The 24,414-nt window shown below is 72.1% G+C and carries 25 protein-coding genes; 9 read left to right on the forward strand and 16 right to left on the reverse strand.

The window, feature by feature from the left end; all coding sequences use genetic code 11:
* Position 1: 1 nt before the first annotated feature.
* From queA to IPJ17_07605, 5 genes are all read right to left on the reverse strand, one after another.
* The gene (gene queA, locus IPJ17_07585; protein QQR75424.1) at positions 2–1,039 is read right to left on the reverse strand and encodes a tRNA preQ1(34) S-adenosylmethionine ribosyltransferase-isomerase QueA; all 1,038 of its coding nucleotides are present in this window, start codon (positions 1,037–1,039) and stop codon (positions 2–4) included.
* Positions 1,040–1,046: 7 nt separating this feature from the next.
* The gene (locus IPJ17_07590; protein ID QQR75425.1) at positions 1,047–2,039 is read right to left on the reverse strand and encodes an ABC transporter permease; all 993 of its coding nucleotides are present in this window, start codon (positions 2,037–2,039) and stop codon (positions 1,047–1,049) included.
* A complete protein-coding gene (locus IPJ17_07595; GenBank protein ID QQR75426.1) occupies positions 2,032–2,997 on the reverse strand; it encodes an ABC transporter permease in 966 nt (321 codons plus the stop codon). The genes IPJ17_07590 and IPJ17_07595 overlap by 8 nt, the downstream gene beginning before the upstream one ends.
* Positions 2,994–4,640 carry a hypothetical protein gene (locus IPJ17_07600; GenBank protein ID QQR75427.1) on the reverse strand — a complete coding sequence of 549 codons (1,647 nt, stop codon included), beginning with the start codon at positions 4,638–4,640 and terminating at the stop codon, positions 2,994–2,996. The genes IPJ17_07595 and IPJ17_07600 overlap by 4 nt, the downstream gene beginning before the upstream one ends.
* Positions 4,641–4,745: 105 nt before the next feature.
* Complete coding sequence (locus IPJ17_07605) at positions 4,746–5,195, reverse strand: Hsp20/alpha crystallin family protein (protein QQR75428.1); 450 nt, start codon at positions 5,193–5,195, stop codon at positions 4,746–4,748.
* 166 nt (positions 5,196–5,361) lie between these two features.
* Between IPJ17_07605 and IPJ17_07610 the strand changes: the two genes are divergently transcribed.
* Entirely contained in the window at positions 5,362–6,717 is a 1,356-nt protein-coding gene (locus IPJ17_07610; protein ID QQR75429.1) for a hypothetical protein, read from the forward strand.
* Here the strand turns inward: IPJ17_07610 and IPJ17_07615 are convergent.
* Genes IPJ17_07615 through IPJ17_07625 form a run of 3 tightly spaced genes read right to left on the reverse strand, consistent with a single transcriptional unit; the run spans position 6,690 to position 8,274 of the window.
* Positions 6,690–7,154, reverse strand: coding sequence for an acyl-CoA thioesterase (locus IPJ17_07615; GenBank protein QQR75430.1), 465 nt, complete (start codon positions 7,152–7,154; stop codon positions 6,690–6,692). The genes IPJ17_07610 and IPJ17_07615 overlap by 28 nt on opposite strands.
* Before the next feature lie 4 nt (positions 7,155–7,158).
* Positions 7,159–7,335 (reverse strand): hypothetical protein, encoded by a 177-nt coding sequence (locus IPJ17_07620; GenBank protein QQR75431.1) that lies wholly within the window; start codon positions 7,333–7,335, stop codon positions 7,159–7,161.
* Between the two features lie 57 nt (positions 7,336–7,392).
* Positions 7,393–8,274: an alpha/beta fold hydrolase gene (locus tag IPJ17_07625; protein ID QQR75432.1), complete on the reverse strand. Its 882-nt coding sequence runs from the start codon at positions 8,272–8,274 to the stop codon at positions 7,393–7,395.
* A 113-nt stretch (positions 8,275–8,387) separates the two neighbouring features.
* Here IPJ17_07625 and rplU point away from each other — a divergent pair, with 113 nt between their 5' ends.
* The 7 genes from rplU to IPJ17_07660 are packed head-to-tail and all read left to right on the forward strand — an operon-like array spanning position 8,388 to position 12,401.
* Complete coding sequence (rplU, locus tag IPJ17_07630; GenBank protein ID QQR75433.1) at positions 8,388–8,699, forward strand: 50S ribosomal protein L21; 312 nt, start codon at positions 8,388–8,390, stop codon at positions 8,697–8,699.
* A 19-nt stretch (positions 8,700–8,718) separates the two neighbouring features.
* The gene (gene rpmA, locus IPJ17_07635) at positions 8,719–8,976 is read left to right on the forward strand and encodes a 50S ribosomal protein L27 (GenBank protein QQR75434.1); all 258 of its coding nucleotides are present in this window, start codon (positions 8,719–8,721) and stop codon (positions 8,974–8,976) included.
* A 39-nt stretch (positions 8,977–9,015) separates the two neighbouring features.
* Entirely contained in the window at positions 9,016–10,050 is a 1,035-nt protein-coding gene (gene obgE, locus IPJ17_07640; protein ID QQR75435.1) for a GTPase ObgE, read from the forward strand.
* Positions 10,047–10,694, forward strand: coding sequence for a nicotinate (nicotinamide) nucleotide adenylyltransferase (gene nadD, locus IPJ17_07645; protein ID QQR75436.1), 648 nt, complete (start codon positions 10,047–10,049; stop codon positions 10,692–10,694). Before obgE ends, nadD begins: the two co-directional genes overlap by 4 nt.
* Positions 10,691–11,065, forward strand: a complete 375-nt coding sequence (gene rsfS, locus IPJ17_07650) for a ribosome silencing factor (protein ID QQR75437.1) — start codon at positions 10,691–10,693, stop codon at positions 11,063–11,065. The genes nadD and rsfS overlap by 4 nt, the downstream gene beginning before the upstream one ends.
* The gene (locus tag IPJ17_07655) at positions 11,062–11,979 is read left to right on the forward strand and encodes a sigma-54-dependent Fis family transcriptional regulator (GenBank protein QQR75438.1); all 918 of its coding nucleotides are present in this window, start codon (positions 11,062–11,064) and stop codon (positions 11,977–11,979) included. The genes rsfS and IPJ17_07655 overlap by 4 nt, the downstream gene beginning before the upstream one ends.
* A complete protein-coding gene (locus IPJ17_07660; protein QQR75439.1) occupies positions 11,976–12,401 on the forward strand; it encodes a DUF309 domain-containing protein in 426 nt (141 codons plus the stop codon). Before IPJ17_07655 ends, IPJ17_07660 begins: the two co-directional genes overlap by 4 nt.
* A 16-nt stretch (positions 12,402–12,417) precedes the next feature.
* Here IPJ17_07660 and IPJ17_07665 read toward each other — a convergent pair whose 3' ends face one another.
* From IPJ17_07665 to IPJ17_07680, 4 genes are all read right to left on the reverse strand, one after another.
* Entirely contained in the window at positions 12,418–13,464 is a 1,047-nt protein-coding gene (locus tag IPJ17_07665; GenBank protein QQR75440.1) for a hypothetical protein, read from the reverse strand.
* A gap of 152 nt (positions 13,465–13,616) precedes the next feature.
* Entirely contained in the window at positions 13,617–14,438 is an 822-nt protein-coding gene (locus tag IPJ17_07670; GenBank protein QQR75441.1) for an alpha/beta fold hydrolase, read from the reverse strand.
* Positions 14,439–14,526: 88 nt separating this feature from the next.
* Positions 14,527–16,569: a hypothetical protein gene (locus tag IPJ17_07675; GenBank protein QQR75442.1), complete on the reverse strand. Its 2,043-nt coding sequence runs from the start codon at positions 16,567–16,569 to the stop codon at positions 14,527–14,529.
* A gap of 70 nt (positions 16,570–16,639) precedes the next feature.
* The gene (locus IPJ17_07680; GenBank protein QQR75443.1) at positions 16,640–19,288 is read right to left on the reverse strand and encodes a DUF3516 domain-containing protein; all 2,649 of its coding nucleotides are present in this window, start codon (positions 19,286–19,288) and stop codon (positions 16,640–16,642) included.
* A 72-nt stretch (positions 19,289–19,360) separates the two neighbouring features.
* Between IPJ17_07680 and IPJ17_07685 the strand changes: the two genes are divergently transcribed.
* On the forward strand, positions 19,361–20,800 hold the full coding sequence (locus tag IPJ17_07685; GenBank protein QQR75444.1) for a hypothetical protein: 1,440 nt from the start codon (positions 19,361–19,363) through the stop codon (positions 20,798–20,800).
* Positions 20,801–20,872: 72 nt separating this feature from the next.
* Here IPJ17_07685 and IPJ17_07690 read toward each other — a convergent pair whose 3' ends face one another.
* Genes IPJ17_07690 through IPJ17_07705 form a run of 4 tightly spaced genes read right to left on the reverse strand, consistent with a single transcriptional unit; the run spans position 20,873 to position 24,408 of the window.
* On the reverse strand, positions 20,873–21,937 hold the full coding sequence (locus IPJ17_07690) for a permease (GenBank protein ID QQR75445.1): 1,065 nt from the start codon (positions 21,935–21,937) through the stop codon (positions 20,873–20,875).
* 10 nt (positions 21,938–21,947) lie between these two features.
* On the reverse strand, positions 21,948–22,784 hold the full coding sequence (gene pxpA / locus IPJ17_07695; protein ID QQR75446.1) for a 5-oxoprolinase subunit PxpA: 837 nt from the start codon (positions 22,782–22,784) through the stop codon (positions 21,948–21,950).
* Entirely contained in the window at positions 22,781–23,722 is a 942-nt protein-coding gene (locus IPJ17_07700) for a biotin-dependent carboxyltransferase family protein (protein ID QQR75447.1), read from the reverse strand. Before IPJ17_07700 ends, pxpA begins: the two co-directional genes overlap by 4 nt.
* Entirely contained in the window at positions 23,719–24,408 is a 690-nt protein-coding gene (locus tag IPJ17_07705; protein QQR75448.1) for an allophanate hydrolase subunit 1, read from the reverse strand. Before IPJ17_07705 ends, IPJ17_07700 begins: the two co-directional genes overlap by 4 nt.
* Positions 24,409–24,414 lie beyond the last annotated feature (6 nt).

Consider the following 24,414-nt stretch of genomic DNA (forward strand, 5'->3'; position numbering starts at 1 on the left):
GTCAGGCCGGGGAGACCAGCATCGCGTCGCCGTAGGAGTAGAAGCGGTAGCCGCAGGCCACGGCCTCGCGGTAGGCCGCGAGCACGCGGTCGCGTCCACCGAGCGCGCAGACGAGCAGGAGCAAGGTCGACCGCGGCAGGTGGAAATTGGTCAGCAGCGCGTCGACGGTCCGGAAGGCGAAACCGGGGGTGATGAAGAGCGCCGTCCGTCCGCTGCCGGCGACGATCACGCCGTCGTGCGCCGCCGCGACGCTCTCGAGCGTGCGCACGACGGTGGTCCCCACCGCGACGATGCGACCGCCGCGGGCGCGCGTCTCGGCGATCGCCCTGGCGGTGGCTTCGGGCACCTCGTAGCGCTCCTCATCCATGCGGTGCTCGTGCACCAGGTCGACCGTGACCGGTTTGAAGGTGCCGATTCCGACATGCAGGGTGACCGTTGCGCGGGCGATCCCCCGCGCTGCCAGCCGGTCGAGCAACTGCGGCGTGAAGTGGAGTCCGGCGGTCGGCGCGGCGATCGCTCCGGGCCGGGCGGCGAAGACCGTCTGATAGCGCTCGCGGTCGGCCGCGGCGTCGGGTCGCTTGATGTAGGGAGGAAGCGGCACGTGGCCGAGCGCGTCGAGGTGCGGCTCGACCGGGGCGGAGAAGCGCACCCGGCGGCGGCCGTCGCCGAGCCGCGCGACGACTTCGGCCGACAGGGTGTCGTCGAGCAGCAGCCGCGTGCCGGGCTGGGCCTTTCGCCCCGGGCGCACGAGACACTCCCATTCGGCGTCGTCGAGCTTCTCGACGAGCAGCAGCTCGACGCGCCCGCCGCCGCCGTCGGCCGTGGCCGCTCGCCGGGCGAAGAGGCGGGCCGGGATCACCCGCGTGTCGTTGACCACCAGGAGATCGCCCGGTTGCAGCAGCTCCGGCAGGTCGGCGATCTGCCGGTGGCGTGCCTGTCCCGCGGCGGCGAGGACCAGCAGACGGCTCTCGCCGCGCGGTGCGGCCTCTTGCGCGATCGCCGCGTCGGGCAGGTCGAAGTCGAAGTCGGAGATCAGCATCGCCGTGTCACGAGGTGCGTCGACCGGCGGCGCGCCGCGGGTCCATCCGGTCGCGCAGGCCCTCGCCGACCAGGTTGAAGGCGAGCACGGCGATCGCCACGGCGGCCCCGGGAAAGGCGGCGATCCACCAGGCGGAGCCGAGCACGTCGCGGCCATCGGCGACGAGACTCCCCCAACTCGCGCGCGGGGGCTGGATGCCGAGGCCGAGGAAGGAGAGGCTCGCCTCGACGAGGATGGTGTCGCCGAGACGCAGCGCCGCGTCGACGAAGACGGGGGAGAGCGAGTTCGGCAGCAGGTGGCGGAAGTAGATGCGCCAGGGCGAGAGCCCCGAAGCGCGCGCGGCGAGCGCCCACTCGCGCTCCCGCGCGGCGAGGATCTCGGCGCGGACCAGCCGGGCCACACCCATCCAGCCGGTGACGCCGAGGATCGTCACCACCGTGGCGATCCCCGGCCCGAGAAGCGCCGCGGCGGCGAGGGCGAGGAAGAGCCGGGGGAAGGCGAGCAGGGCATCGGCGCCGCGCATGACGATCTGGTCGACGGCCCGGCCGCCGAGGGCGGCGAGCGATCCGGCGGCGATGCCGACGGTGAGGGCAAGCGCGAGCGCGGCGAGCCCGACGCCGAGCGAGACGCGCGCCCCGGCGAGCAGCCGCGCCGCCAGGTCGCGACCGAAGCGATCGGTGCCGAGGACGAACCGGACCGGGCGTACCGGCGACCCGCTGGCGTCGCGGTGCACCTCGGCGGCCGGCAGCGACCGGCGAGCGTCGAAGCGCCAGAGCCCGAGATCGCCACCGGGCTCCGTCTCCCAGCGCTCGGCGAGCAGCGTCCGGCCGTCGGTCCGCTCGACCAGCCAACGCGTCGTTCCCGGGGGCAGGTTGCGGCCGGCCACCGGATCGAGTTGCCGGTCGGGTGAATGCGGCGTCAGCAGGGGGCCGACGAGCGCCGCAGCAAACAGCAGACCGACGAGGGCGAGCCCGGCGGGGAGCAGCCAGCGATCACCCACGGCGCACCCGGGGATCGGCCCAGACGAGCAGGAGGTCGGCGACGAGACTGCCGACGACGACCATCGTGGCGGTGATCGCCGTCACCGCGAGCACGACCGGGAAGTCGCGCGCGTTGATCGCGTCGAAGGCGACGCGTCCGAGGCCCGGCCAGCCGAAGACCACCTCGACGGCGAGCGTCCCGGAGAGCAGGAAGGCGAATGAGAGGCCGAAGAGCTGCGAGATCGGTCCGAGCGAGGCGCGGAGCGCGTGACGGAGCAGGACGCGCGACTCCGACAGGCCGTGGGCACGCGCCGCGAGGATGAAATCCTGGTCGAGCGTCTCGAGGAGGCTCGCCCGGACGAAGCGCGCCAGTGCCGCGGCGCTGGGCAATCCGGCGGCGAGCGCCGGCAGCACGAGATGCCAACCGAGGTCGGCGAGACGCTCGGCGAACGGCCACGCGGCGGCCCCGACCGAGTGGAGGTGGCTCGGCGGAAAGAGCGGCCAGCGAAAGGAGAAGAGCAGCACCGCCATCAAGCCGAGCCAGAAGCTGGGCAGCGAGTAGACGGCGAGAGAGACGACGCGCAGGATCTGGTCGAGCCATCCGCCGGGACGTCGGGCCGCCGCGAGACCGAGGGCGAGGCCGCCCACCCACTCGACCGCCATCGCGCAGCCGGAGAGCAGCAGCGTCGGACCGAACGCCTCGCCCACCACGGCGGCGACGGCGCGCCGATGCTGGAACGAATAGCCCCACTCGCCGCGCACGGCGGCGGCGAGCCAGCGCACGTACTGCTCGCCGAGCGGCCGGTCGAGCCCCCAGAGCGCCCGGAGTCGTTCGCGCTGCGCCGGCGGCACGCGCGGATCGCCCAGCGTCGTCGCCGGATCGCCCGGGGCCAGGTGGAGGAGGAAGAAGGTGCCGGTGAGGACCAGCCAGGCGAGTGCCAGCGCCGCGGCCAGCCGCCGGGCGAGCAGGCGTTTCATCGCGGGCCGGTTCCGCGCGGGTCGAAATACCACTCGTCGAGGTGGAAGAAGGTGGCGAGCGCGTTCGACTGGACGTTGCGCAGGTCGGCGCGTGCCGCGGTGATCCGCTGCGGCTCCCAGAGGAAGGTGTACGGCTGCTCGCGGTGGAGGATCCGCTGCAGTTGCACGAAGAGCGGCCGGGCTGCGGCGAGGTCGCTCTGCCGGTGGATCTCGTCGATCAACCGGTCCACCTCGGGGCTGGCGTAGCCGCCGAAGTTGTAGCCGTTGTCGATCTCGGCGCTGTGGAAGCCGTAGCGCAGGTCGAGCGAGGTGTCGACGCCCCAGCCGGTGAGCGTGGCGTCGAACTGGTGCTCGCGGTTGAGCTGGTTGAGCGTGTTGCCGTCGAGCGAGCGGACGCGCACGTCGACGCCGATCTTGGCGAGCTGCGCCTGGATCATCACCGCCGCGTCGGAGCGGATCTGGTTGCCGCCGTTGGTCATCAGCTCGAAAGAGAAGCGCACGCCCTGGCGATCGACCACGCCGTCGCCGTCGTGGTCGGCCCAGCCGCTCTTGGCGAGAAGACGACGAGCCTCGGTCGGATCGTAGGGCCATGGCACGAGCGAGCGGTCATAAGCCCAGACCGAGGAGAGGATCGGCGAGACCGAGACGCGGGCGTAGCCGTGCCAGAGCGCGTCGACCAGCTCCTGGCGGTCGATGGCGAGGGTGAGCGCGCGGCGCACCTCGGGATCGACGAAGAGCGGGCGGCGCGTGTTCCAGCAGATGTAGTCGAACTGCCGGTTGCCGAACGACCGGATCGTCAGGTCGGCTCGTCCGGCGATCTCGCGGCTGCGCGCCGGCGTGACCCCGAAGATGAAGTCGAGCTGGCCGCCGGCCAGTTGCGCGAGCTGGCTCGCCTGGTCGGGAACGATTCGCACCACGACGCGGTCGAGCCGCTGGCGATCGGCGGCGCGGTAGCGCGGATTGCGGGCGAGCACGATCTCCTGCGCCGGCGTCCACGACTCGAGGGTGAACGGACCGCTCACCACCAGGTGATGGCGGAACCAGTCGGACTGTTTGGTCCACTCGGCAAACGGCAGCTTGCCCCAGACGTGCGCCGGCAGGATGGCGCCTTCGTTGACGTCGAGAAGCGCCGTGGCCGACCGCTCACGCAGGCGGAAACGCACGGTGAGCGGGTCGACGACGTCGACCCCGAGGATCGACTCCTTGGCGAAGGCGTAGCTCCAGGCGACCTCGGGGGAGGTCTGCGCCGCGTAGGTGAAGCGGACGTCCTCGGCGGTGATCGGTGCGCCGTCGCTCCAGACCATTCCAGGCCGGAGCTTGACCGTCATCTCGAGGCCGTCGGGTGAGAACGACCACGACTCGGCGAGCGATGGCGCGAAGGTCGGTGGATGGAGCTCGAAGTCCGGCTGCTCCTCGAACAGGCGGAGGAACATCTGCTCGAGGATCTCGCCGGTGAAGCGCGAATCGGCGGTGACCAGCTCGTTGAGCCCTTCGATGTCGGTGATCGCCGCGGTGACGAGTGTCGTCTTGCCGGTCGCCGGCGCCTCCGGCGGTGCAGAGCGATTGCAGGCAAGGGCAGTGAGCCCCGCAAGCGCGGTGAGCGCCAGCCTGCAGGCGAGGAGTGCGGGGCCGTGGCGTCGCATGGGACCGCGGCCATCGTAGAGGAGCCCCGGGCAGGGGTCAACGCGAACGATGGGGGCGCCCCACGCGGGTAGGGCGCCCCGGGGTGCGGCTCTCGTTACGACGGGTTACTTGATCTCGATCCGGCGCGGTTTGGCCTCTTCGACCTTGGGAAGCGTCACGGTCAGCAGTCCGCTGTCGAACGAAGCGTCGACGCGGTCGGTCTTGATGTTGGCCGGCAGCGTGAAGGAGCGCATGAAGGAGCCGTAGGCGCGCTCGATCCGGTGGTAGGTCGCGTCCTTGGTCTCGCCCTCGAACTTGCGCTCGCCGTGGATGGTGAGCACCTGGTTCTCGAGGGTGATCGAGACCTCCTCCTTCTTCAGGCCGGGGAGCTCCACCGTCAGCATCAAGGCCTCCGGCGACTCCTTGATGTCGACGGCGGGGAGCCAGCGGCCGCCCGACATCTCCTCGGAGTTGCGAGCCGGCACCAGGTCGCGCAGGAAGTCGTCGAACATCCGGTTGACGCGATCGCGGAACGGGTCGGCGGTCGGGGTCCAGCGGGTCAGGGTCGTGCTCATGGTCATCCTCCTGTCGGATTCGGTCCCGGGAGCCTTCCTCGGGCCGTTTCATACCAACAGAACACTCAGGTTTTTCTGATTATTCCCGGGAAGGCTCGAATCTTAGTGCTTAATGCTGAGATTTATCGGATCGGCGCGGTCGGCTCCTCCTGGTATCGTCCGGCCGATGCCTCGGGGCCGCGCCTCCCGCCTGCCGACCAGCCTGCTCGGCGTGACCGTGCTGCTCGGGGTCTTTCTCCTCCTCGACATCGGGCTCTTCGCCTGGCTGATCTTCCGTTCCCTCTCGCAGAAGGAGATCGAACGGGTGCTCCTCGAGACGCGACAGGAGGCCGAGGGGCTGGCCGGGAAGATCGCGGGTCGCGCCGAGGTGGCCGGCGACCTGTTCACCGCGGTGGCCGTCGAGAACGAGACCCAGACCTACATCGACTCGATGCTCCGCCAGCGTGAGCTGGTCGAGACGGTCGAAGTGCGCGACCGGCACGGTGTGCTGGTGGCGCGCGGTCGCAGCCAGCTGGTGCTGCCGCAGCCGGAGCCGGCGAGTGCCTCGACCGAGACGCCCGGGCGCCTGCCGTCGATCGAGACGCGAAGTGTCGAGCGCCACAGCACCTACGAAGTGTCGGTGCCGATCTCGAACCTCGGCGTGCTGCGTCTGGGGCTGAGCACCGAAGAGATGGGACGCCGAATCGAAGTGCTGCGCGGCGACCTGTTGCGCCAGGCCGGAGCGGTGGGTCTCGCGACGATCGTCCTGCTCGGGCTGGCATACGCCCTCATCCGCCACCTCATCGAGCGCGGCCGTCAGTTGGAGGCCCAGGCGGCGGAGGCCGAACGGCTCGCCGAGCTCGGGGCACTCGCCGCCGGTCTGGCGCACGAGATCCGCAATCCGCTGAACTCGCTGTCGCTCAACATGCAGTTGCTCGAGGAAGAGCTGCCGGCCGCCGAGCGCGCCGGCCACCACCGGCGTCTGCTGGCGATCACCCGATCGGAGATCGGCCGGCTCGACCGGCTGGTCTCCGACTTCCTCGCCTATGCCCGGCCTCGTCCGCTGCGGCTCGAGCAACGCGCGGCGATCAGCCTGTTGCAGGAGGCCGGAGCGATCCTCCTGCCGGAGATCCAGGCCCGCGGCGGCGAGCTCGTCGTCGACGACCAGGCGAGCGGGGCGGTCGTCGCGGTCGATACGGAGCAGATCGCCCAGCTCCTGCTCAACCTCGGTCGCAACGCTGTCCTCGCCACCGAGGGGACGGGGCGACCGCCACGGGTCCAGCTCGTGGCCCGGCGCGAGGCCGCGGGTCTGGCGCTCGACGTGAGTGACAACGGCTGCGGGGTGCCGCCGAGCGAGCGCGAGAAGGTCTTCGATCTCTTCTATTCGACGCGCAAGGGCGGCACCGGCCTCGGCCTGACCATCGCCCGGCGCATCGCGCGCGCCCACGGTGGCGAGATTCGAGTCGCCGACAATGCCGCAGGCGGAGCGACCTTCTCGCTCGCCCTGCCGCTGCCTCACCAGGGAGGCAGCGTCTCCTCGTAGGCGCGGATCGCGGCGAGCAGCTCGTGGACGCGCGTCGGCCAGCCGAGCAGCAGGCCCCGCGGGCCGACGAGCGCCTGAACGGTGCGGCCGGTCGCCAGCAGCTCGCCGTCGGGAAGGCGAGAGACCCGGTAGCGGAAGGCCACGACCCGCCGCGCGTCCTCGGCCAGCCGCACGTCGATGGCGACGCGGTCGCCGAGACGAGCGCTCTTGCGGTAGTCGACGGCGAGCTCGAGCACCGGAGCGACGTAGCCCTGGGCGAGCTCGTCGACCAGCCGGAAACCGAACGCCTCCGCGTAGCGGTTGCGCGCCGCTTCCATCCAATCCACGTAGTGTCCGTGCCAGACCACGCCGTAGGCGTCGACCTCACGAAAGCGCACGTCGAGCGTCGTGCGGTCGGGACGCGGGGGCGGCTCTTCGCCGGTCGACGGCGGTCTCAACGCGTCAGCGTCCTCCGCGTTCGCCGGAGAGCGCGTCGAACTCCTCCTCGGTGGCGAACTGCTCGGGATCGTCGTTGCCGCACACCTGGCAGAGCGCCTCGGTCAACTGGTCCTCTTCCCACTCGAAGACGTAGCAGGGCGTCTCGCAATTCAGGCAGATGAGGTAGTCGGGGCTGGCCATGGCGCCCTCCTTTCACCAGCGGTGGCAGATCCAGTATGACCGGGGTGGCCTCTGGGCTCAACCGCGCCGAGGCGGGACGCCGGACAGCGGATGGCGCGCCCTGAAGTCGGCGAGAGCGGCGGCCACCTCACCGCTCGCTTCCCAGTGCGGCAGGTGGGCGGCCCCGGAGAATCGATAGAGATGGCCGGCGGGCAGTGCGCGCGCCATCGCCTCGCCGACCGACACGTCGAAGATGCCGTCGTCCTCGCCCCAGAGCAGGGCCGTCGGCATCGTGAGTCGCGCGAGGTCGTCGGCACCAAAGGCGTCTTCTTCGCGCAGCGTGCCCAGAAGATGGCGGACGGCCGGGGTGCCGTAGAGCGCCGCGATCGGACCGGGGAAGCGGGTGAGCGGCCAGGGGGGGCGGGCGAACAGCGCCGCCAGGGTGTGGGGGACGTCCTCCGGCCCCGCGACGCGGACGGCGCGGGCGGCGCGCTCCCAGTCCTGGTCGCGATACCCGCCGGGGGCGAGCAAGACGAGGCGGGACACGCATTCGGGATGCGCCAGGGCCAGCCGGATCGCCGTCCAGCCGCCGAGGCTGGTGCCGCCGAGAGTCACCGCTCGCCCGGGAAAGAGGCGGGCGACGAGCTCGTGGACGATCTCGGCGCCGTCGGCAACTGCCAGGGCCGGTCGCGGACCGACCGTCCCGCCCACCTCGGAAAGCTCGGGCAGCAGCAGGCGGGCGGTCCGCCGGAGACGCGGCACGAGCGGCAGCCAGGAGGCCGCGGTGGCGGCGAGGCCGTGGAGGAGGACCCACGGCTCGGCGTCGCGCGGTCCGAGGTCGTGCACGAGGAGCGAGAAGTCGCCGATCGTCAGCCGTCGGTCGCGCGAGCCCAGCGCGCCGAAGGCGGCTCGGGTGAAGAGGCGGGGAAGGCGGGCGGCGAGCCCGGCGACGGCAGGCACGGCGGTGACGCTACCACTCGTGCCGCTGGCGGCCGCGGGCGGTTTGACCGCCGCCGACCCCCGTGCTAGATTCGGCGTTCCGCGCTTCGCGCGATGGCCAGGACGGAGTGTCTATGTACGCTGTAATCGAAACTGGGGGCAAGCAATACCGCGTCGAGCCCGGCGCGATCCTCGATGTCGAGCGCGAGGTCGTGCCGCAGGAGTCGCGCGTGGTCTTCGACCGGGTTCTGATGATCGCCGGCGACGGGGCGACCCGCCTCGGCAACCCGACTCTCGCCGGCGCCCAGGTGCGGGCCCGCCTGCTCGGCGAGGTGCGCGGACCCAAGGTCCGGATCTTCAAGCACAAGCGCCGCAAGCAGTATCAGCGCAATGCCGGTCACCGGCAGGACTACCTGCGGGTCAAGATCGAGGAGATCGCCCTCTAATCGGGCGACGGAGCACGCGATGGCTCATAAGAAAGGTCAAGGTTCCACTCGCAACGGGCGTGACTCGAACGCTCAGCGCCTCGGCATCAAGGCGTTCGGCGGCGAGACGGTCACCGGCGGTTCGATCATCGTCCGGCAGCGCGGCACCCGCTTCCAGCCGGGTCGCAACGTCGGCCAGGGCAAGGACGACACGCTGTTCGCGATGGTCCCGGGCACGGTCCAGTTCCAGGACAAGGGCCGCCAGGGTAAGTTCGTTCACATCCTCCCGCAGGAGTAGCCCGGGCTCGACCGGTCTCAGCCGGTCGCGGGCTTCCCGTTGATCTTCCTCGACGAAGCCGCTCTCCACGTCCGCGCTGGGCGTGGTGGCAGCGGCTGTGTCGCATTCCGGCGCGAGAAGTTCGTGCCGAAGGGTGGCCCCTCCGGCGGTGACGGTGGAGCCGGGGGCTCCGTGCACCTGGTCGGCCACCAGCGGCTCAACACTCTCTACCACCTGCAGTTCCAGTCGATCTACCCGGCCGAGCGCGGTCAGCACGGCAAGGGCGCCGATCGCACCGGGCACTCCGGGGCGGATCTCGAAATTCCGGTCCCTCTCGGCACCCAGGCGCGGGACGCCGAAACCGGCGAGCTCCTCGGCGAGATCGTCACCGACGGTCAGCGCCTGACGGTGGCCAAAGGGGGGCGCGGCGGCAAGGGCAACGCGCACTTCGCCACCGCCACCAACCGGGCGCCGCGCTTCGCCCAGCCGGGCGAAGAAGGGGAGGAGCGTCGACTGCGGCTGGAGCTCAAGCTGCTCGCCGACGTCGGGGTGGTCGGCCTGCCGAATGCCGGCAAATCGACGCTCATCGGCGTCGTCTCGGCGGCGCGTCCGAAGATCGCCGACTACCCGTTCACCACCCTCATCCCGCAGCTCGGGGTCGTCGCCGAAGGGCCGCTCGAGACGCCGTTCGTCATCGCCGACCTCCCGGGGCTGATCGCCGGCGCGGCGCAGGGGGCCGGCCTGGGGATCCAGTTCCTCAAGCATGTCGAGCGCTGTCGCGTGCTCGTCCACGTCGTCGAGCTGTCGAGCGACGCCGAGGACGGCGGCGATGCGCGCGCCGATCTCGAGACGGTCGAGCGCGAGCTCGCAGCCTTCGACCCGGCGCTGCTCCAGCGGCAGCGGGTGCTCGTCGCCAGCAAGGCGGACGTGGCGCTCGACTCGCGTCGCCAGGCGCTCGTTCGCGCCGCGGCGGAGAAGGGATTGCCGTACCTGGAGATCAGCTCGGCGACGCGCGCCGGCATCCGCGAGCTGGTCGGTCATCTCGCTCGCTGTCTCGCGACGACGACCGGGCCGGACGCGTCGGGCGGGCAATGAGCGGAAGACAGGCCGACCGGCTCCCCGAGACGCTGTTGCGGGTCGGTCTCCTGGGCGGGAGCTTCGATCCGGTCCACAGCGGCCACGTGGCGTTCGCCCAGGCGGCACGTGCCGCACTCGCGCTCGACCGGGTGCTGTTCCTTCCCACCGCGCAGCCGCCGCACAAGCCGGGTCGCAAGTTCGCCCCGCCGCTCCATCGCTACGTGATGGTCGAGTTGGCGTTGCTCGGCGAGGAGGGGCTCTTCGCCTCGCCGGTGGAATGGACGCCGGGACGGAGCGCCTACACCGTCGAGACGGTCGAGCGACTCGCCGCCGAGCATCCGAGCTGGCGGCTCGTGTTGCTCATCGGCGCCGACTCGTTCGGCGACCTGCCGACCTGGCGGCGCTGGACCGACCTCGTGGCGCAGGTCGAGATCGCCGTGGCGGTGCGTCCGGGCTGGGATCTGCAGAGCCTGCGCAGCGCCGCGCCCGACGAGCTTCGCACCGCGGTCGATGTCGGTCGCGTCCACTTTCTCGCCAACAGCCCCGTGGGCCTCTCCTCGACCGAGCTGCGCAGCGCGCTCGAACGCGGGGAGCCGCTGCCGCCGGGCTCACTTCCTCCGCGGGTGCTAGACTACGCATGCAAGTACAACCTCTATCGATGAGCGCCGGCGACCGTCCGATTCTCGACACCCGCGACCGAGTGCGGTACGCCGTCGCCGCGGCGCTCGACATCAAGGCCGTCGACCTGCGGGTGCGTCACCTCGCCCCGGTCACCGACTTCGTCGACTACTTCGTCGTCTGCAGTGCCACGAACGAGCGGCAGGCGCAGGCGATCGCCGACAACGTGGAAGAGCGATTGCGCGAGCAGGGTGCCCGGCCGCTGCACGTCGAGGGCTACCCGCACGGCCAGTGGATCCTGGTCGACTACGGCGACCTGATCCTCCACGTCTTCCTCGAGGAGCGGCGGCACTACTACGCGCTCGAGCGGCTCTGGGCCGACAGCCCGGACGTCACCGCCGAATTCGCCGCGTGAGCGGGCGCGTCGACGCGCTCGACCGTCTCGTCGCGGGCTCTCCGTCGCTGGCGGCGCAACGCTCGGCGTTGTTGCGCGCGGCGTCCTCTTCGGCTCCCGTTCTGATCCTCGGCCAGCCCGGAACCGGCCGCACCTCGCTCGCGCGCGCCCTGCACGCCGCGAGCCCGCGCGGCACGAAGCCGCTCGTCGAAGTCGACCCGGCCGGCATCCCGGCGGCGCTCTTCGAGAGCGAGCTCTTCGGTCATCGTGCCGGGGCCTTCACCGGTGCGGTCGAGACGCGCACCGGCCGGGTGTCCGCGGCCGAACGGGGATCGCTCCTCCTCGACCCGATCGAGGAGCTGCCGCTCGCCGTCCAACCGAAGCTGCTGCGGCTGCTCGCCGAGCATCTCTTCGCGCCGCTCGGCGGCGCCGAGCGCACGGCCGACGTGCGCTTCCTCGCGGTGGGGCCGCACGACCTGGTGGAGCGGGTGGAGCGCGGGAGCTTTCGCCGCGACCTTTATCACCGCCTGGAGGTGTTGCGCATCGAGCTGCCGGCGCTCGCCGAGCGAGGCGCCGATCTTCCGGCGCTCGCCGCGGCCATCCTCGGCGACCTCGGCGAGCGCTTCGGCCGCCCCGGCCTGCATCTCGCCGCGACCTCGCTCGCCTGGATGACCCGCTACGCCTGGCCGGGGAACCTGCGCGAGCTGCGCAACCTGCTCGAGCGCGAAGTCGTGCTCGCCGACGGCACCGAGATCGCCCCGCAGGCTCCGGTCGATGCGCGACATGCCCCGCCCCGAGCGCTCGCCGTGCTCGAACGCGAGGCGATCCTCCGTGCGCTCGCCCACACGCGCGGGCGCCAGGGCGAGGCCGCCGGGCTTCTCGGGATCAGCCGCAAGGCGCTCTGGGCCAAACGGCGCCGCCTGGGGATTCCATGACTCGCCGTCCGCCCGCTGCCGAACCCGCCCGTCCGCTTCATGCCGTTCTGAGCCCGGAGGAGCGCCGCGCGCTCTTCGCCGAAGGGATCGCCCACTTCGACCGTGGCGAGCACTTCGAGGCACACGAGCGGTTCGAGGAGATCTGGCGCTCGAGCCGACCCGAGCCGCGCGATCTCTTCCAGGGGCTGGTGCTGGTCGCCGCGGGGTTCCATCACCTGTGGGTGCGGCGGCGGCCGGACGTCGCCCAGCGCGTGCTACGCCGCGCGGTGTTTCGCCTCGAGCGCTGCGGCGGCGTGGGCTGCGGCGTCGATCTCGACGCCTTGCTCGTCGCGCTCGCCGCCTGGGATCGTCACCTCGACGGCGAGAGCCCGGAGCCAGCGACGCCGTTCATCCCCCTCGGGGACCCGGCGCGCTTCGGGTGAGCGCCGCCGGCTCGCCTCAGGGGCAGGAGGCGAACGCGCCGGCGTCGGTCACCGCTGACGAGGCGTGGCCGAGCGGGTTGGCATAAGTGCGCACGATGCCGCTCACCCGGTCCTTCACGGTGAGCGTCCAGGCGACATCGGTGGTCCCGGCGGCGTAGACCCAGCGGTGTCCGTTGACGCCGCAGCCGTCGAGCACCTTGACCTGCAACTCCCAGTTGGCCGGCGAGAAGAACCAGAAGAGCCCGGAGTCGCCGGAGCGCGCCTCGGCCACCTGGCCGACGCCGTCGTGCCCTGCGTGGTCGTGCCAGGCCACCTCCGCCTCGAACCGTCCGCCACCGAGACAGAGGCGGGAGGAGGAAGGCTCGCAACCGCCCGCGGTCGCGCGTCGCTGCGCCAGGAGGAAGCGGAAGCCGTCGGGCAGCGTCGTCGGCGGCCAGGTGTTGTGGTCGTAGCCGGCGACCGCCTCGCTCTCCCAGCGGATGCCGAGGCGGTCGAAGACCTGGCCGAGCACGGCGAGGTACGGATAGTTCGGATCGGCCTTGCCGTAGTAGAGCCGGATCGGCGGCACGTAGTCCGGGTCGGCCGGCGCGAGCAGTTGCCGGTACGGTGCGCCAAGCGTGAACACCGCGCTGAACCGCCCGCGCGTGCCATACGCCAGGACGTAGGCGAAGGCGCCGCCGGCGGAGTGGCCCGAGAGGGAGATACGCGCCGGATCGACGGCGACGATCTCCTTCGTGCGGGCGATCCCTTCGTCGATCGCCGCGTCGTCGGCGCCGACGCCGAAGCCGGTCGTCGAGATCGCGCGCGGCAGCAGGAGGACGCAACCGACCTCCTCGGCCACCGGTTCGAGGTCGTCCTGCCAGCCTTCGGGGTGATAGCCCGCGCCGTGCAGGAAGACCACCAGCGGGGCCGGCGCGGGTCCGACGTAGGTCGAGGGAACATACACCCAGGCGTCGGTGTGGCTCGCCGGGAGGTCGACGTGCGTCCACCCCACGGCGGCGCCCGGCGCCGGGAGGGCGAGCAGGCCGAGCCCGACCGACAGTGCCATCGAGGTCCGAAGCATGGCGGGGAGTATAGCGACCGCCGCCGAGCGCGCGGGTGAGGGGGAGCGCCCGGGCTCGAGCGAGGGAGCCGATCTCGTCGCTGCGCACCGGCGAGCGCGCGCGAGCGGGCCCTCGCGTGGGACGCCGTCGTCGGCGAACGGCCGTTCCGACCCTAGGCCGACGACGAAACGACGTTGGCGGCGTCGATCTTGGAGAGGAAATCGAGCAGGAGTCGCGCCACCTCGTCCGGGCGTTCGAGCACGACGGCGTGCCCGGCGCGGCGAACCACCGCGAGGCGTGCCTGCGCGATCCCCGCCGCGATCTCGCGGCTGTAGGCGGGCGGCTTCAGCGTGTCGAGCTCGGCGGCGACGACGAGCGTCGGGCAGCGAACGGACGCGAGCTCGCCGCGCAGGTCGAGCCGGTGGAAGGCCGCGACGAGCTCGGCGAACGAGGCGAAGAACTCCGGCGGAAGCGCCGCGAGTCGCTCCTCGGCCGCGGCGAGCATCGCCGGGTTGAGCTCGCGGAAACCGGGCGAATAGGTGTCGGGCAGCATCGTGCGGAAGAGCGCGCGAGGTCCGCTCGCGGCAGCCTCCGCCCAAGCCGCCGTCTTCGCCGCGAGATCGGGCTCGAGGTGGGCCACCGAGGCGACGATCGCAAGCGACCGCACCCGCTCGGGGTACCGTGCCGCGAAGAGGATCCCGACCTCCCCGCCGTAGGAGGTGCCGAGCAGGTGGCAGCTCGCGATCCCGAGGTGGTCGAGCAGTGCCCGGAAGTCCTCGACATGGTCGTCGAGCGAGAGTCGATGCGTCGTCCAGCGACTCTTCAACTGCCCCCGGAAGTCGTGCAGCAGGACCTCGTGGCGCTCGGCGAGCGACGGGAGCATGGGTCCCCACGAGGCCGTCGTCATCAGCACGCCGTTGAGCAGTGCGAGCGGCTCCCCACCGCCACGCTGCTCGTAGTGGAGGTGGGTATCGCGGAGCGCGAGCGAGGGCATGACCTCGCGATTGTAGATGGATCCCGCTCCGCCGCGCTGGGCGACGCGCCTCTCCCGGCCGATCGAGCCTCGACGCGGCAACCCTCGGCTAGTGGCACCCCTGGAACGTGCTGGTATCACGGACGAGCTGGAAGGCGCCGCCGAGGGGGTTCGAGTAGGCCCGCTCGCGGCCCGTCCAGGTGTCGCGGACGCGGAGGCGCACTTCGCGATCGCTGAGCCCGGCGGCGAAGAGCCAGAACTGGTCGAAATCTCGGCAGGCGTCGAGCAGCTTGACGACGAGCTCGAGGTTGTCCGGCGAGTAGAACCAGAAGAGGCCGCTCGCGTCGGTCAGTGGGACGCCGATCGCGGGAAGGCTCTCGCCCGGGAGCGAGCCGAAGGTCGCGGTGACTTCGAATCGCCCGCCGGACAGGCAGAGCGTCGTCGGTCCGGAGACACAGGCGCGGCGGGGCTCGGCAAACAGCGGCTGAGCGGCCTGTTGCTCCGACCTCGGGTTGCTTCCTGGGTTCGAGAATCCGGGCCCCACTTCTCGGAGCGGAGTCGACGCAACCTGGCCGCAACCGGCGAGCGCCTCGACGTCCTGAATCGGCGCGAACGGCTCGCCAAACGGGCTGGTGCGCGACCAGACCTCACCGGTGACCGTGTCGGTGACAGTGACGCGTGCTTCGACATCGGTCAGCCCGGCGGCGTAGATCCAATGGCGCTGGTTGACCGGGCAACCGTCGAGGACCTTGACCACCAGCTCGGGGTTGTCCGGGGTGAAGAACCAGAAGGCGCCGGTGTCGGCCCGCAGCGGCATCGCGTGGGCGTTGCCGGTCGCGCTCTCGCCGATCCACCATTCGGCGCGCACGCGGTAGCGGCCGTGGCCGAGGCAGAGCGAGGTCGCCGAATCGACGCACGGCAGGACGAAGCGCCGCGCGTAGACATCGCCCGGTCCGGTTTCGAGGTCCCCTCGCCAGGTCACGCCGAGGATCCCTGCATCGTTGATGGCGATATCCGGGTCGTAGGCGATCCAGTAGATACTCCGGTCGCGCGGTGCGTCGACGCGGACGGGGTTGCCATAAGGCGTTCCGTCGGTGTGATAGGCGCGCAGGTAGAGATCGTCGAGGTTGTCGTCGGTGCCGTCGTCGTGCCGCCAGACGACGACGAAGTCGCCGTCGCGGTTCATCGCGAGATCGCAGTCGTACTGGACGAAGGCGTTCTCGGTCGGCACGAGAAACGGCTCGCCAAGCGGCGTTCCGTCGGCGCCGAAGCGCCGCGCGTAGACGTTCGAGGCCCCCTCGGGAATGCTGTCTCCCTGGCTCCAGGCGACCGCGAACCGGCCTTCGGCATCCATGCCGACCCCGCAGAGGACGATGTAGCGAGCTCCCTCGCGAGCGACACGGACGCGTGGGCCGACCGTCCTGCCGTCTCGTGAAAAGGTGCGCGCCCAGACCTCGCCGTACGTCGCGCCGTCGAGGGCTTCATTGAGGACCAGAACCGAGTCGCCGAGTGGGCTTGCAGCGATGAACGGAGGGCCGAAGGTGCCGTTCTCGACCGGCGTGTTGAGCGCCACCGGCGGTGCGACGGGCTGATTGCCATCGAAGACTTGGGCAAAGGAGTTGACGCTGTTGATGACCTCTCGTGACAGGCTTACCCATGCCAAAGTCCATTGGCTGGTGTCGGAAACGCCGACCGAGGGACTGCCGGCATCATCCGCTCCACCGATGACAAGCTCGGAACCCAGAGGGCTTGCGCTCGGCGAGAACTCGCGAGTGTGTACGCTGAACTGCGACGTGCCAGTCGCATGCCACACGACTCGGCAGGTGGCACTCCGGTCCCTGCACGACACTTGGAGGTGCGATTCCTCGGTCGAGTTGCCGGGTTCCGCCACGAGAAACGAGATTGGCGGTTGCCCAGGGGCGGCACGGTAGATCCGGGCCGGCACCTCGCGGCTCCAAGGCCACCACTCGCGCCAAGTGACGAGGGCCGTGCCATCGGGAAACAGCCCGATGGCGGGATCGTCGACCGCCGGCCCGTGACCGGGCTCGCTCACCGCCAGCTCGCCGGTGACGGCGATCTGGCCGAGCGCGGCGGGGACGTTTCCGAACGCGGCCAAGAGAAGCGCGCTGGCCAGCGCGAGCTTCGTCGTCATCGCGGACTTTCCCATCGGCCGACGCACTCCCTTTGCCGTCGCTCCGTCGAAGTCCCGCGAGCTGCGCTCCTCAGCCTCCGATCGCCGTGAGCTGCAGCAGCGGGCCTTCGACGGCGTGGGGGTCGGAGAGGTCGATCTCGGCGTCGATCGCCCAGAAGGTGTCGCCGCGGGGGTCGAGGATCGTCTGGCGGACGCGCCAGTGGCGCTCGGCGGTGCGCTCGATCTTGGTCCACTGGTGTCGCCGCGATTCGGGGGTGAACGGCAGGCTCCCGTATTCGGCGAGGAAGGGGAGCAGGGCGTTGGCGAGGCGGTCGGCGTCCCACAGGGCGTCGGGCGACTGACGGACGCGCGCTGCGGCCTCCTCCCATTCGCCGGCCGAGAGGGCGCGCAGCAGCAGGTGCATTTCGGCGCGCACGCGCGCGGCGAGCGCGGTCGGGCTCTCGACGAGCTCGCGGATCCACAGCGCCTCGACGGCGCGCTCGCGCTCGACGCCACGGCGCAGCAGCAGCTCCGGGTGGAGCAGGCTCTCCCACTCCTCGAGCAGGCTCGAGTCGGTGACCTGGACGAGCGTGCGCAGGTAGGAGAGCGCGTCCCACACGGCGTCGGTCTTGGCCCACGACGGGACGTTGAGATCGAGCGTCTTGTAGAGCTGCGAGAGGTAGCGCAGCAGCACGCCCTCGCTGCGCTGCAAGCCGTAGAGCTTCACGTACTCGGCGAATCCCCAGTAGCCCTCGGCCATCTCGCGGCCGATCGACTTGGGCGAGATCTCGTGCCCGCCGACCCACGGGTGCGCCTTCTGGAAGGCGTAGAAGTGGGCGAAGAGGAAATCGGCGAGGGGCCTGGGGTGCGAGATCCCCTCGAGCTTCTCCATCCGCTCTTCGTACGAGATCCGATCCGCCTTCATCTCGGCGAGCGCCGCCTGCTTGGCGCGGTCGGCCTGCTTGCGCAGGATGATGTCGGGGTCCTCGAGCACCGCTTCGATCAGCGAGAGGAGATCGTAGACGTAGCTCTCGCTCTGCGGCTCGAGGTACTGCAGCGTCTCGACCATGAAGAGCGAGAGCGCGTGGAAGAGCGAGAAGTCCCACTGCAGGTCGCGCGACACGACGACCCAGCAGTAGCCGCTCTGCACGTCGCGCTCCACTTCGAGGACGCCGGCGCGGTAGAGCGATCGCACCAGCGAGGCGGCGAGCGAGAGCAGGCGCCGCTTGCTGCCGTCGTCCTCGTGCGAGAGGGCGATGATCTCGCGCAGCGAGGCGAAGTTGCGGCGCAGCGGATCGTTCTCCTCGGCGTCGCGTTGCAGCAGGTTGAGGATCATCCCGTGGGTGATGCGGAAGCGCGAGCGCAGCGTCTCGGGCGTCCGCGAGATCAGCCGCTCGAGCGTCTCGGGGGTCCACGAGACCTCGCCCTTGTCTCCCGGTCGGCCGCCCGCCCGGCCGGCTCGCTGGCCTCGCGAGTCGCCGCGTGCGTCGCTGCGCGACGGGGCCTTGTACTTCTTGCCCTTGCGCGCCGCCTCCTTGCGCTCGATCCAGTCTTCCGGCGCCTGGGCGACGACGCTGCCCCGGGTGTCGAACCCCTTGCGCCCGGCGCGCCCGGAGATCTGCTGGAAGTCGCGCACCGAGAGGATGACCGTCTTCCGGCCGTCGAAGCGTGCCAGCTTGGTGAAGAGCACCGTGCGGATCGGCACGTTGATGCCGACGCCGAGCGTGTCGGTGCCGCAGATCACCTTGAGCAGGCCCTGCTGGGCGAGCTGTTCGACGAGCAGCCGGTACTTCGGCAGCAGCCCGGCGTGGTGGACGCCGATGCCGAAGGAGAGGAAACGGCGGAACTCGCGGCCGTAGGGGGTGTCGAGGCGCGTGTCGCCGATCGCCGCGCGTACCCGTTCGCGCTCCTCGCGCGTCGAGACCTGCGCGCTGGTCAGCGCCTGGGCGAGCTCGGCGCACTCGCGCTGGGTGAAGTTGACGATGTAGATCGGCGCCTTGCCCTCGCCGAGGAGCTGCTCGATGGTCTGCTGCAGCGGCGTCTCGCGCCATTCGTAGTCGAGCGGCACCGGACGCTCGCCGGAGGTGACGCGCGCCACCTCGCCGCCGGTGCGGGCGGCGAGCTTCTCGGCGATCGTCGTCATGTCGCCGAGCGTCGCCGACATCAGCAGGAAGTGCGTTTCGGGCAGGAGCAGCAGCGGCACCTGCCAGGCCCAGCCGCGGTCGGCGTCGGAGTAGTAGTGGAACTCGTCCATCACCACGTACGGCGCGGCGAGCCGCGGGCCGGAGCGCAGCGCCATGTTGGCGAGCACCTCGGCGGTGCAGCAGAGGACCTTCCCCTCGGGGTTGATCGCCGCGTCGCCGGTGAGCATGCCGACGCGCTCGGCACCGAGCTCGTCGCAGAGCGAGAAGAACTTCTCGCTGGCGAGTGCCTTGATCGGGCTGGTGTAGAACGAGACCTTCCCCTCGCAGAGCCCCTTGAACTGGAGCCCGAGCGCGACGAGCGACTTGCCCGAGCCGGTCGGCGTGTTGAGCACGACGTGTCGCCCGGCCCAGAGCTCGAGGAGCGCCTCCTCCTGCGCCGGATAGGGCTCGAGGCCGATCGCCGCCGTCCACCCGAGGAAGCGGTCGAGCGCCTCCTCCGGCGGACAACCCTCCGGCCCGGGGAGGAACGAGGCGAGCGTGGGACGGGGAGCGGTCGAGCCGCCGCGAGAGGGATCGACGTCGGAGGGAGAGAGCATCGCGTCGATTCTCCCATGCGACGGCCGGAGGCCGAGTGCGCTACATTGAAGGGGCCTGCCAGGAGGTCGCCGATGCTCCGGACCGCCGTTGCCGCTGTTCTCCTCCTTGCGCCGCTCTCCTCCGCGGCAGCGCAGCCGTCATCCCCCACCGTGCCGTACGAGGAGTCGGTCGTCGTGCGCGAGGCCGAAGTCGTCGTGCAAGCGCCGGAAGGGCTCTCCGAGTCGCGGCGCCGGGGGTTGGCTCCCGGATCGCTCCTGGTCCTCGAGGACGGCGCCTTTCGCGACGTGACCTCCGTCCAGCCGCTCGAGACGAAGGAGGGCGAGTGGACCGTCGTGGTGGCGTTCGAGCGGGCGTTCGTCGCCCCGGAGACGCTCTTCCGCAGCGCGCTCGCGCTCGGGCACCGGGCCGAGCGATTGGCTCGGCTGGGAAACGTCGAGGTCGTCGAGACCGGGCCGGCGTTCCGGCGCTGGCTCCTGCCCACCCGCGACGGCGCGGCGATCGCCCAGGCGTTCGCCGATCTCGCCGCTTCGACCCGGCCGGCCGGGACCGCCGCCGCCGCGGTGCCGCCGACAGTCGACCTCGCCGGGGTGCACGAGGCGAGCCAGCGGCTGCTCGCGGAGGTCGTCGGCCGACCGGCCGGCGGAGCGCGAGCGCTCCTCTGGCTCACCGATCTCGCCGGGGCTCCGGCGACCACGGCGGCAGCCGGCGCTCGGGACGTGGCCGGTCTGACCGCCACGGCGCAAGCGGTGGCGGCGTACGGCTGGACCGTCGTCGCCGTCGGTCTCGGCCCGGAAACCGAGGGCGCCGACGAGCGACGGGCGAGCGAGTTCGACCGCTTGCGCCAGCTCGGTCTCGGCGCCTCCGGGAGCCAGTCGTTCGCGCTCGACGTCGGACGGCGCTCCGAGCTCGACCGGCCCGGTGCGTTGAACGTCTTCCTGCAGCCGACCTCGGCGCTGGTGCGAGCGCTGGCGCGGGAAAGCGCCGGAACGCTCGCCGGGGTCGAGAGCCAGCTCGACGCGGCGCTCGACGACCTGTCGCATCGTCTCGTCCTCGTCTACCGGACGCCAGCGGCGCTCGACGGTGCGCTGCGCAGCCTCGAGGTCCGTCTGCTGCCGGACGATCTGGCGCTGCGGGCGGTGCGCTGGCAGCGCTCGGGCACCCCCGAGGCGGTCGCCGAGCTGCACCTTGCCGAAGCGATTGCCGGCGAGCGACTCGGCAACGGTCTCAAGCTCCGGGCCGTCGTGGTGAGCGGCACGCGCGGGATGCTCCTGCGCGTCGAGCCGGAGGTCGCGGCGCCAGGCGACGAGAGCCCCTCCGCCGGGCCGGTGCGCCTGACCTGGACCGCGGACGCCGGGCAGATTCGCCACCTCGTCGTCTCGCGACCGCTCGCGCCCGGTTGGGTCGAACAGCTACCGCTCGCCACCGCCCTCGCCCGGGGGACGTGGGCCGTGGCGGTCGAGGACCTCGGGAGCGGATCGTGGGGCGCGGCCGTCGCTCCGTCCGCTCCCTGACCCGAACGCATTCGGAGCGCGGCTCGCTCCAGCCGCGCTCGAGGAGGGGCGCCAGCCCGCCGACGCCGCAGGTCAGCGAGAGCCGGTGAGCGCCGCGAGGTTGGCGCGCAGGTCGCGCCATCCAGCGCGGCCGGCGCCGGCGGCGAGCCGCCACCCGGAGAGCGCGACGAAGAGCAGCGCGGCGCCGAGGGCCCACGCCCCGGGCGCCCCGTCACCGGAGGCGGAGGCCAGGCCGGGGGTGATCGACCATCCGTAGGCCTCGACCAGCGCGTCGAGCGCGAGACCGCTCGCCAGCGCGCCGACGGCGATGCCGGCGAGGTAGGTCGCGATGAAGCGGCGGCCGAAGTTGCGATGGAGCAGCAGCAGCGAGGCTGCGTTGGTCGCCGGGCCGGCGAGCAGGAAGACGAGCGCCGCGCCGGGGCTCACCCCCTTGAGCAGCAGCGCCGCGGCGACCGGTGTGCTCGACGAGGCGCAGACGTAGAGCGGGATGCCGACGAGCAGGAGCAGCAGCATCGGTCCGATGCCGCCGCCGAGACCGAGGGCGGCGAGGTCGCCCGGCAACAGCGCGGCCAGCACGCCGGCGGTGACGATGCCGATCCACATCCAGAAGACCAGATCGTCGAAGAGCTCGCATGTCTCGCCGACGAGTCGTCGTGTCCAGCTCCGCGGCGGTGCGTGACAGCCGCATCCGTCGCCACCGCAGGCGGGTCCGGCGACCGTGCCGTGCGGCGGCGCCGCCGGGGCGAACCGCGAGAAGACCCCGGCGAGCAGCGCACTGGCGAACGAGGCGAGCGGGCGCGCCACCGCCATCACCGGTCCGAGCAGCCCCCAGGAGAGCAGGATCGAGTCGATCCCCGATTCGGGCGTGGTGATGAGGAACGACATCGTCGCCGGAGCCGAGGCCCCCTGTCGGCGCAGCGCCACGGCGAGAGGCACGACGCCGCAACTGCAGACCGGCAGCGGGATGCCGACGGCCGCGGCGCGCAGGATGCCGGGGAAGCCGTCGTGGCCGAGCAGGCGGGCGATCGCCGCCTGCGGGACCAGGGCCTTGACCACGCCGGCCAGCGCCAGACCGAAGAGCAGGTAGGGCGACGACGCGAGCAGGAAGCCCCAGGTCTCGCGCGCGATCGTCAGCATGCCGGCGATCTTATCCGCCGGCCCGACGCGGCGGTCGTCCAGCGCGTCGATGGCGCGACGGGGTCGATCCGTCCGCCGAGCGACGGAGTCGGGTTGCGGCCGGACGAACGGTCGCCGCGCGCACGTCGAAGCCGCCGTCCTGCAGCGCGCGACGCAGGGCCACGGCGAGCGCGACCGCTCGCGGCGCGTCGCCGTGCAGGCAGAGCGACTCGACGTCGAGGCGGAGCGAGCCGCCGTCGAGCGCCGGAACCGCTTCGCGGCGGGCGAGCGCGACGCCCTGGCCGACCGCCGCGGCGAGCTCCTCGACGAGCGCGCCGGGAAGATGACGCGGTGCGAGCTCGCCGCTCGTGAGATAGCGGCGGTCGACGAACCCTTCGCGCAGCGTCGCGAGGCCGTGCGCGGCGGAGGCGGCGAGGAGCGCCGAGCCGTGCGGGGCGAGGATGGTCAGGCGTCGATCGACCGCGGCGACGGCCTCGACGATTGCCGCGGCGGTCGCGCGATCGCGCCACGCCGCCAGGTAGAGCGCCCCGTGCGGCTTGACGTGGGCGAGCTCGAGGCCGACCTCGGTGGCGACGGCGGCGAGACGCCGGATCTGCGAGGCGATCTCGGCGACGAGGGCCCCGGGCTCGGCGGCCATCGCGCGGCGGCCGAAGCCCTCGCGGTCGGCGTAGCTCGGGTGAGCGCCGGCGACGACGCCGAGCGCGCGACAGCGTTCGAGGGCGAGCCGCATCGAGGCATCGTCGCCGGCGTGCCCGCCGCTGGCGATGCTGGCGCGGTCGACGAGGCCGAGCAGTGCCGCGTCGTCGAACCCTTCGCCGACGTCGGCGTTGAGCTCGATCGACCTCATCGCGCCGCCTCGTCCGGTCGCGAGTCCGCCGCGCCGGCGACTTCGGCGAGCGCGGCGCGGGCCTCGACGAGCGAGCAGGGGCGGAAGCGGATCCGGTCGCCGGGGCGCAGGTAGGCGAGCGTCGGCAGGTCGGCGGCGATCACCGTGGCGAGCTTCGCATAGCCGCCGGTCGACGGATGGTCGGGGCCGAGGACGATCGCTTCGCCGCTCCCTGGCACCTGGACGGCGCCGGGCCAGGCGGGCTCCGGCCGGATCTCCGCGCCGGCGAGCGTCGGGAGAGCGGGGCCGACGAGGCGCATGCCGACGCGATCGGCGTGGGCGGCGAGGCGAAACTCCGCGGCGAAGAAGCGGGTGCGGGCGGCCGCGGTGAAGCGCTCCCACTGCGGGCCGAGCAGCGCCCGCAGCGGCCAGCTTCCCGAGCGCGGGACGAACGGCGGCACGGGGCCGACGAGCGTCGGGCGGTCGCGTGCGAGGCCGAGCGGCAGGCGGTCCCCCGCCGCGAGGGGGCGCCCCAGCCAGCCGCCGAAGCCGCTCCGCAGGTCGGTCGAGCGGCTGCCGAGGACGAGCGGCACGTCGAGCCCGCCACCGAGGGCGAGGAAGGCACGCGCGCCGTCGATCGCCGCGCCGAGGTCGAGCTCGCTCCCGGCCGGCAGCTCGAAGCGTTCGCCGAAGCGGACGGGGCGTCCGTCGAGCGTCGCGGCGAAACGTGCGCCGACGAGCGCCGCACGGGTCGGCACCGTCGCGCGCAGGCGAGGTCCGCGCAGCAGGATCTCGAGCAGCGCCGCATCGGGCGCGTTGCCGACGAGGCGATTGGCGGTCGTCGCGGCAAACGGGTCCATCGCTCCCGAGCGCGGGACGCCGGCGGCCGAATGGCCGGGCCGGCCGAGGTCCTGCACCAGCGTCGCGGCCCCGCCGCGCAGGATCTCGATCGCGCTCATCGCGGCACGAAGCGCACGCGGTCGCCGGCGGCGAGGCGGGCGGGCGGCACGGCCGCCGGGTCGAAGAGCGTCGCCTCGGTCCGTCCGAGCAGCCGCCAGCCGCCCGGGGTCGCCCGCGGGTAGACCGCCGAGAAGGGGCCGGCGACGGCGACCGAGCCCGCCGGCACGCGCGGTCGGGGCGACGCGAGTCGCGGCCGCTCGAGCTCGCGCGGCAGGCCGAGCAGGTAGCCGAAGCCGGGCGAGAAGCCGACGAGCCCGACGGTGTAGAGCGTGCCCGCATGCCGGGCGACGACCTCGGCTTCGCGCAGGCCGAGCTCACGGGCGAGCAGGGGAAGGTCGGGTCCGTCCTCGCCGCCGTAGCTCACCTCGAAGCGATGTTCGCGCGGATCGTCCGACGCCTCGCGCGCTGGCGTGATCGAGCGCGTCGCGACGAGCGCGGCGATCCGGGCGCCCACGGCGGTCGAGCGTTCGTCCGGAGGTTGCGCGAAGCGCACCAGCAGCGACTCGAGCCCGACGACGAGCTCCGGCGGCGACGGCTCGTCGGCGGTGAGCTCGGCGACGCGATCGCGCAGCGCGCGCGCCGCCGCGGCGGCGGTGGCGAGCTCGTGGTCGGCGGGCGGGGCGAGCCGGGCGAGCAGGGCGACCTCCGTCACCCAGCTCCAGTGGACGGCGATCCGCGGGCTCATCGCGCC

The sequence above is a fragment of the Holophagales bacterium genome, assembly GCA_016699405.1.
GTDB lineage: Bacteria > Acidobacteriota > Thermoanaerobaculia > Multivoradales > JAGPDF01 > JAAYLR01.

Excerpts from the sequence above, each read along its gene's own strand:
- queA (QQR75424.1), bottom strand. The coding sequence starts at position 1,039 with ATGCTGATCTCCGACTTCGACTTCGACCTGCCCGACGCGGCGATCGCG.
- IPJ17_07595 (QQR75426.1), bottom strand. The coding sequence starts at position 2,997 with ATGAAACGCCTGCTCGCCCGGCGGCTGGCCGCGGCGCTGGCACTCGCC.
- IPJ17_07600 (QQR75427.1), bottom strand. The coding sequence starts at position 4,640 with ATGCGACGCCACGGCCCCGCACTCCTCGCCTGCAGGCTGGCGCTCACC.
- IPJ17_07605 (QQR75428.1), bottom strand. The coding sequence starts at position 5,195 with ATGAGCACGACCCTGACCCGCTGGACCCCGACCGCCGACCCGTTCCGC.
- IPJ17_07610 (QQR75429.1), top strand. The coding sequence starts at position 5,362 with ATGCCTCGGGGCCGCGCCTCCCGCCTGCCGACCAGCCTGCTCGGCGTG.
- IPJ17_07620 (QQR75431.1), bottom strand. The coding sequence starts at position 7,335 with ATGGCCAGCCCCGACTACCTCATCTGCCTGAATTGCGAGACGCCCTGC.
- rplU (QQR75433.1), top strand. The coding sequence starts at position 8,388 with ATGTACGCTGTAATCGAAACTGGGGGCAAGCAATACCGCGTCGAGCCC.
- rpmA (QQR75434.1), top strand. The coding sequence starts at position 8,719 with ATGGCTCATAAGAAAGGTCAAGGTTCCACTCGCAACGGGCGTGACTCG.
- nadD (QQR75436.1), top strand. The coding sequence starts at position 10,047 with ATGAGCGGAAGACAGGCCGACCGGCTCCCCGAGACGCTGTTGCGGGTC.
- rsfS (QQR75437.1), top strand. The coding sequence starts at position 10,691 with ATGAGCGCCGGCGACCGTCCGATTCTCGACACCCGCGACCGAGTGCGG.
- IPJ17_07660 (QQR75439.1), top strand. The coding sequence starts at position 11,976 with ATGACTCGCCGTCCGCCCGCTGCCGAACCCGCCCGTCCGCTTCATGCC.
- IPJ17_07665 (QQR75440.1), bottom strand. The coding sequence starts at position 13,464 with ATGCTTCGGACCTCGATGGCACTGTCGGTCGGGCTCGGCCTGCTCGCC.
- IPJ17_07670 (QQR75441.1), bottom strand. The coding sequence starts at position 14,438 with ATGCCCTCGCTCGCGCTCCGCGATACCCACCTCCACTACGAGCAGCGT.
- IPJ17_07675 (QQR75442.1), bottom strand. The coding sequence starts at position 16,569 with ATGACGACGAAGCTCGCGCTGGCCAGCGCGCTTCTCTTGGCCGCGTTC.
- IPJ17_07680 (QQR75443.1), bottom strand. The coding sequence starts at position 19,288 with ATGCTCTCTCCCTCCGACGTCGATCCCTCTCGCGGCGGCTCGACCGCT.
- IPJ17_07685 (QQR75444.1), top strand. The coding sequence starts at position 19,361 with ATGCTCCGGACCGCCGTTGCCGCTGTTCTCCTCCTTGCGCCGCTCTCC.
- IPJ17_07690 (QQR75445.1), bottom strand. The coding sequence starts at position 21,937 with ATGCTGACGATCGCGCGCGAGACCTGGGGCTTCCTGCTCGCGTCGTCG.
- pxpA (QQR75446.1), bottom strand. The coding sequence starts at position 22,784 with ATGAGGTCGATCGAGCTCAACGCCGACGTCGGCGAAGGGTTCGACGAC.
- IPJ17_07700 (QQR75447.1), bottom strand. The coding sequence starts at position 23,722 with ATGAGCGCGATCGAGATCCTGCGCGGCGGGGCCGCGACGCTGGTGCAG.
- IPJ17_07705 (QQR75448.1), bottom strand. The coding sequence starts at position 24,408 with ATGAGCCCGCGGATCGCCGTCCACTGGAGCTGGGTGACGGAGGTCGCC.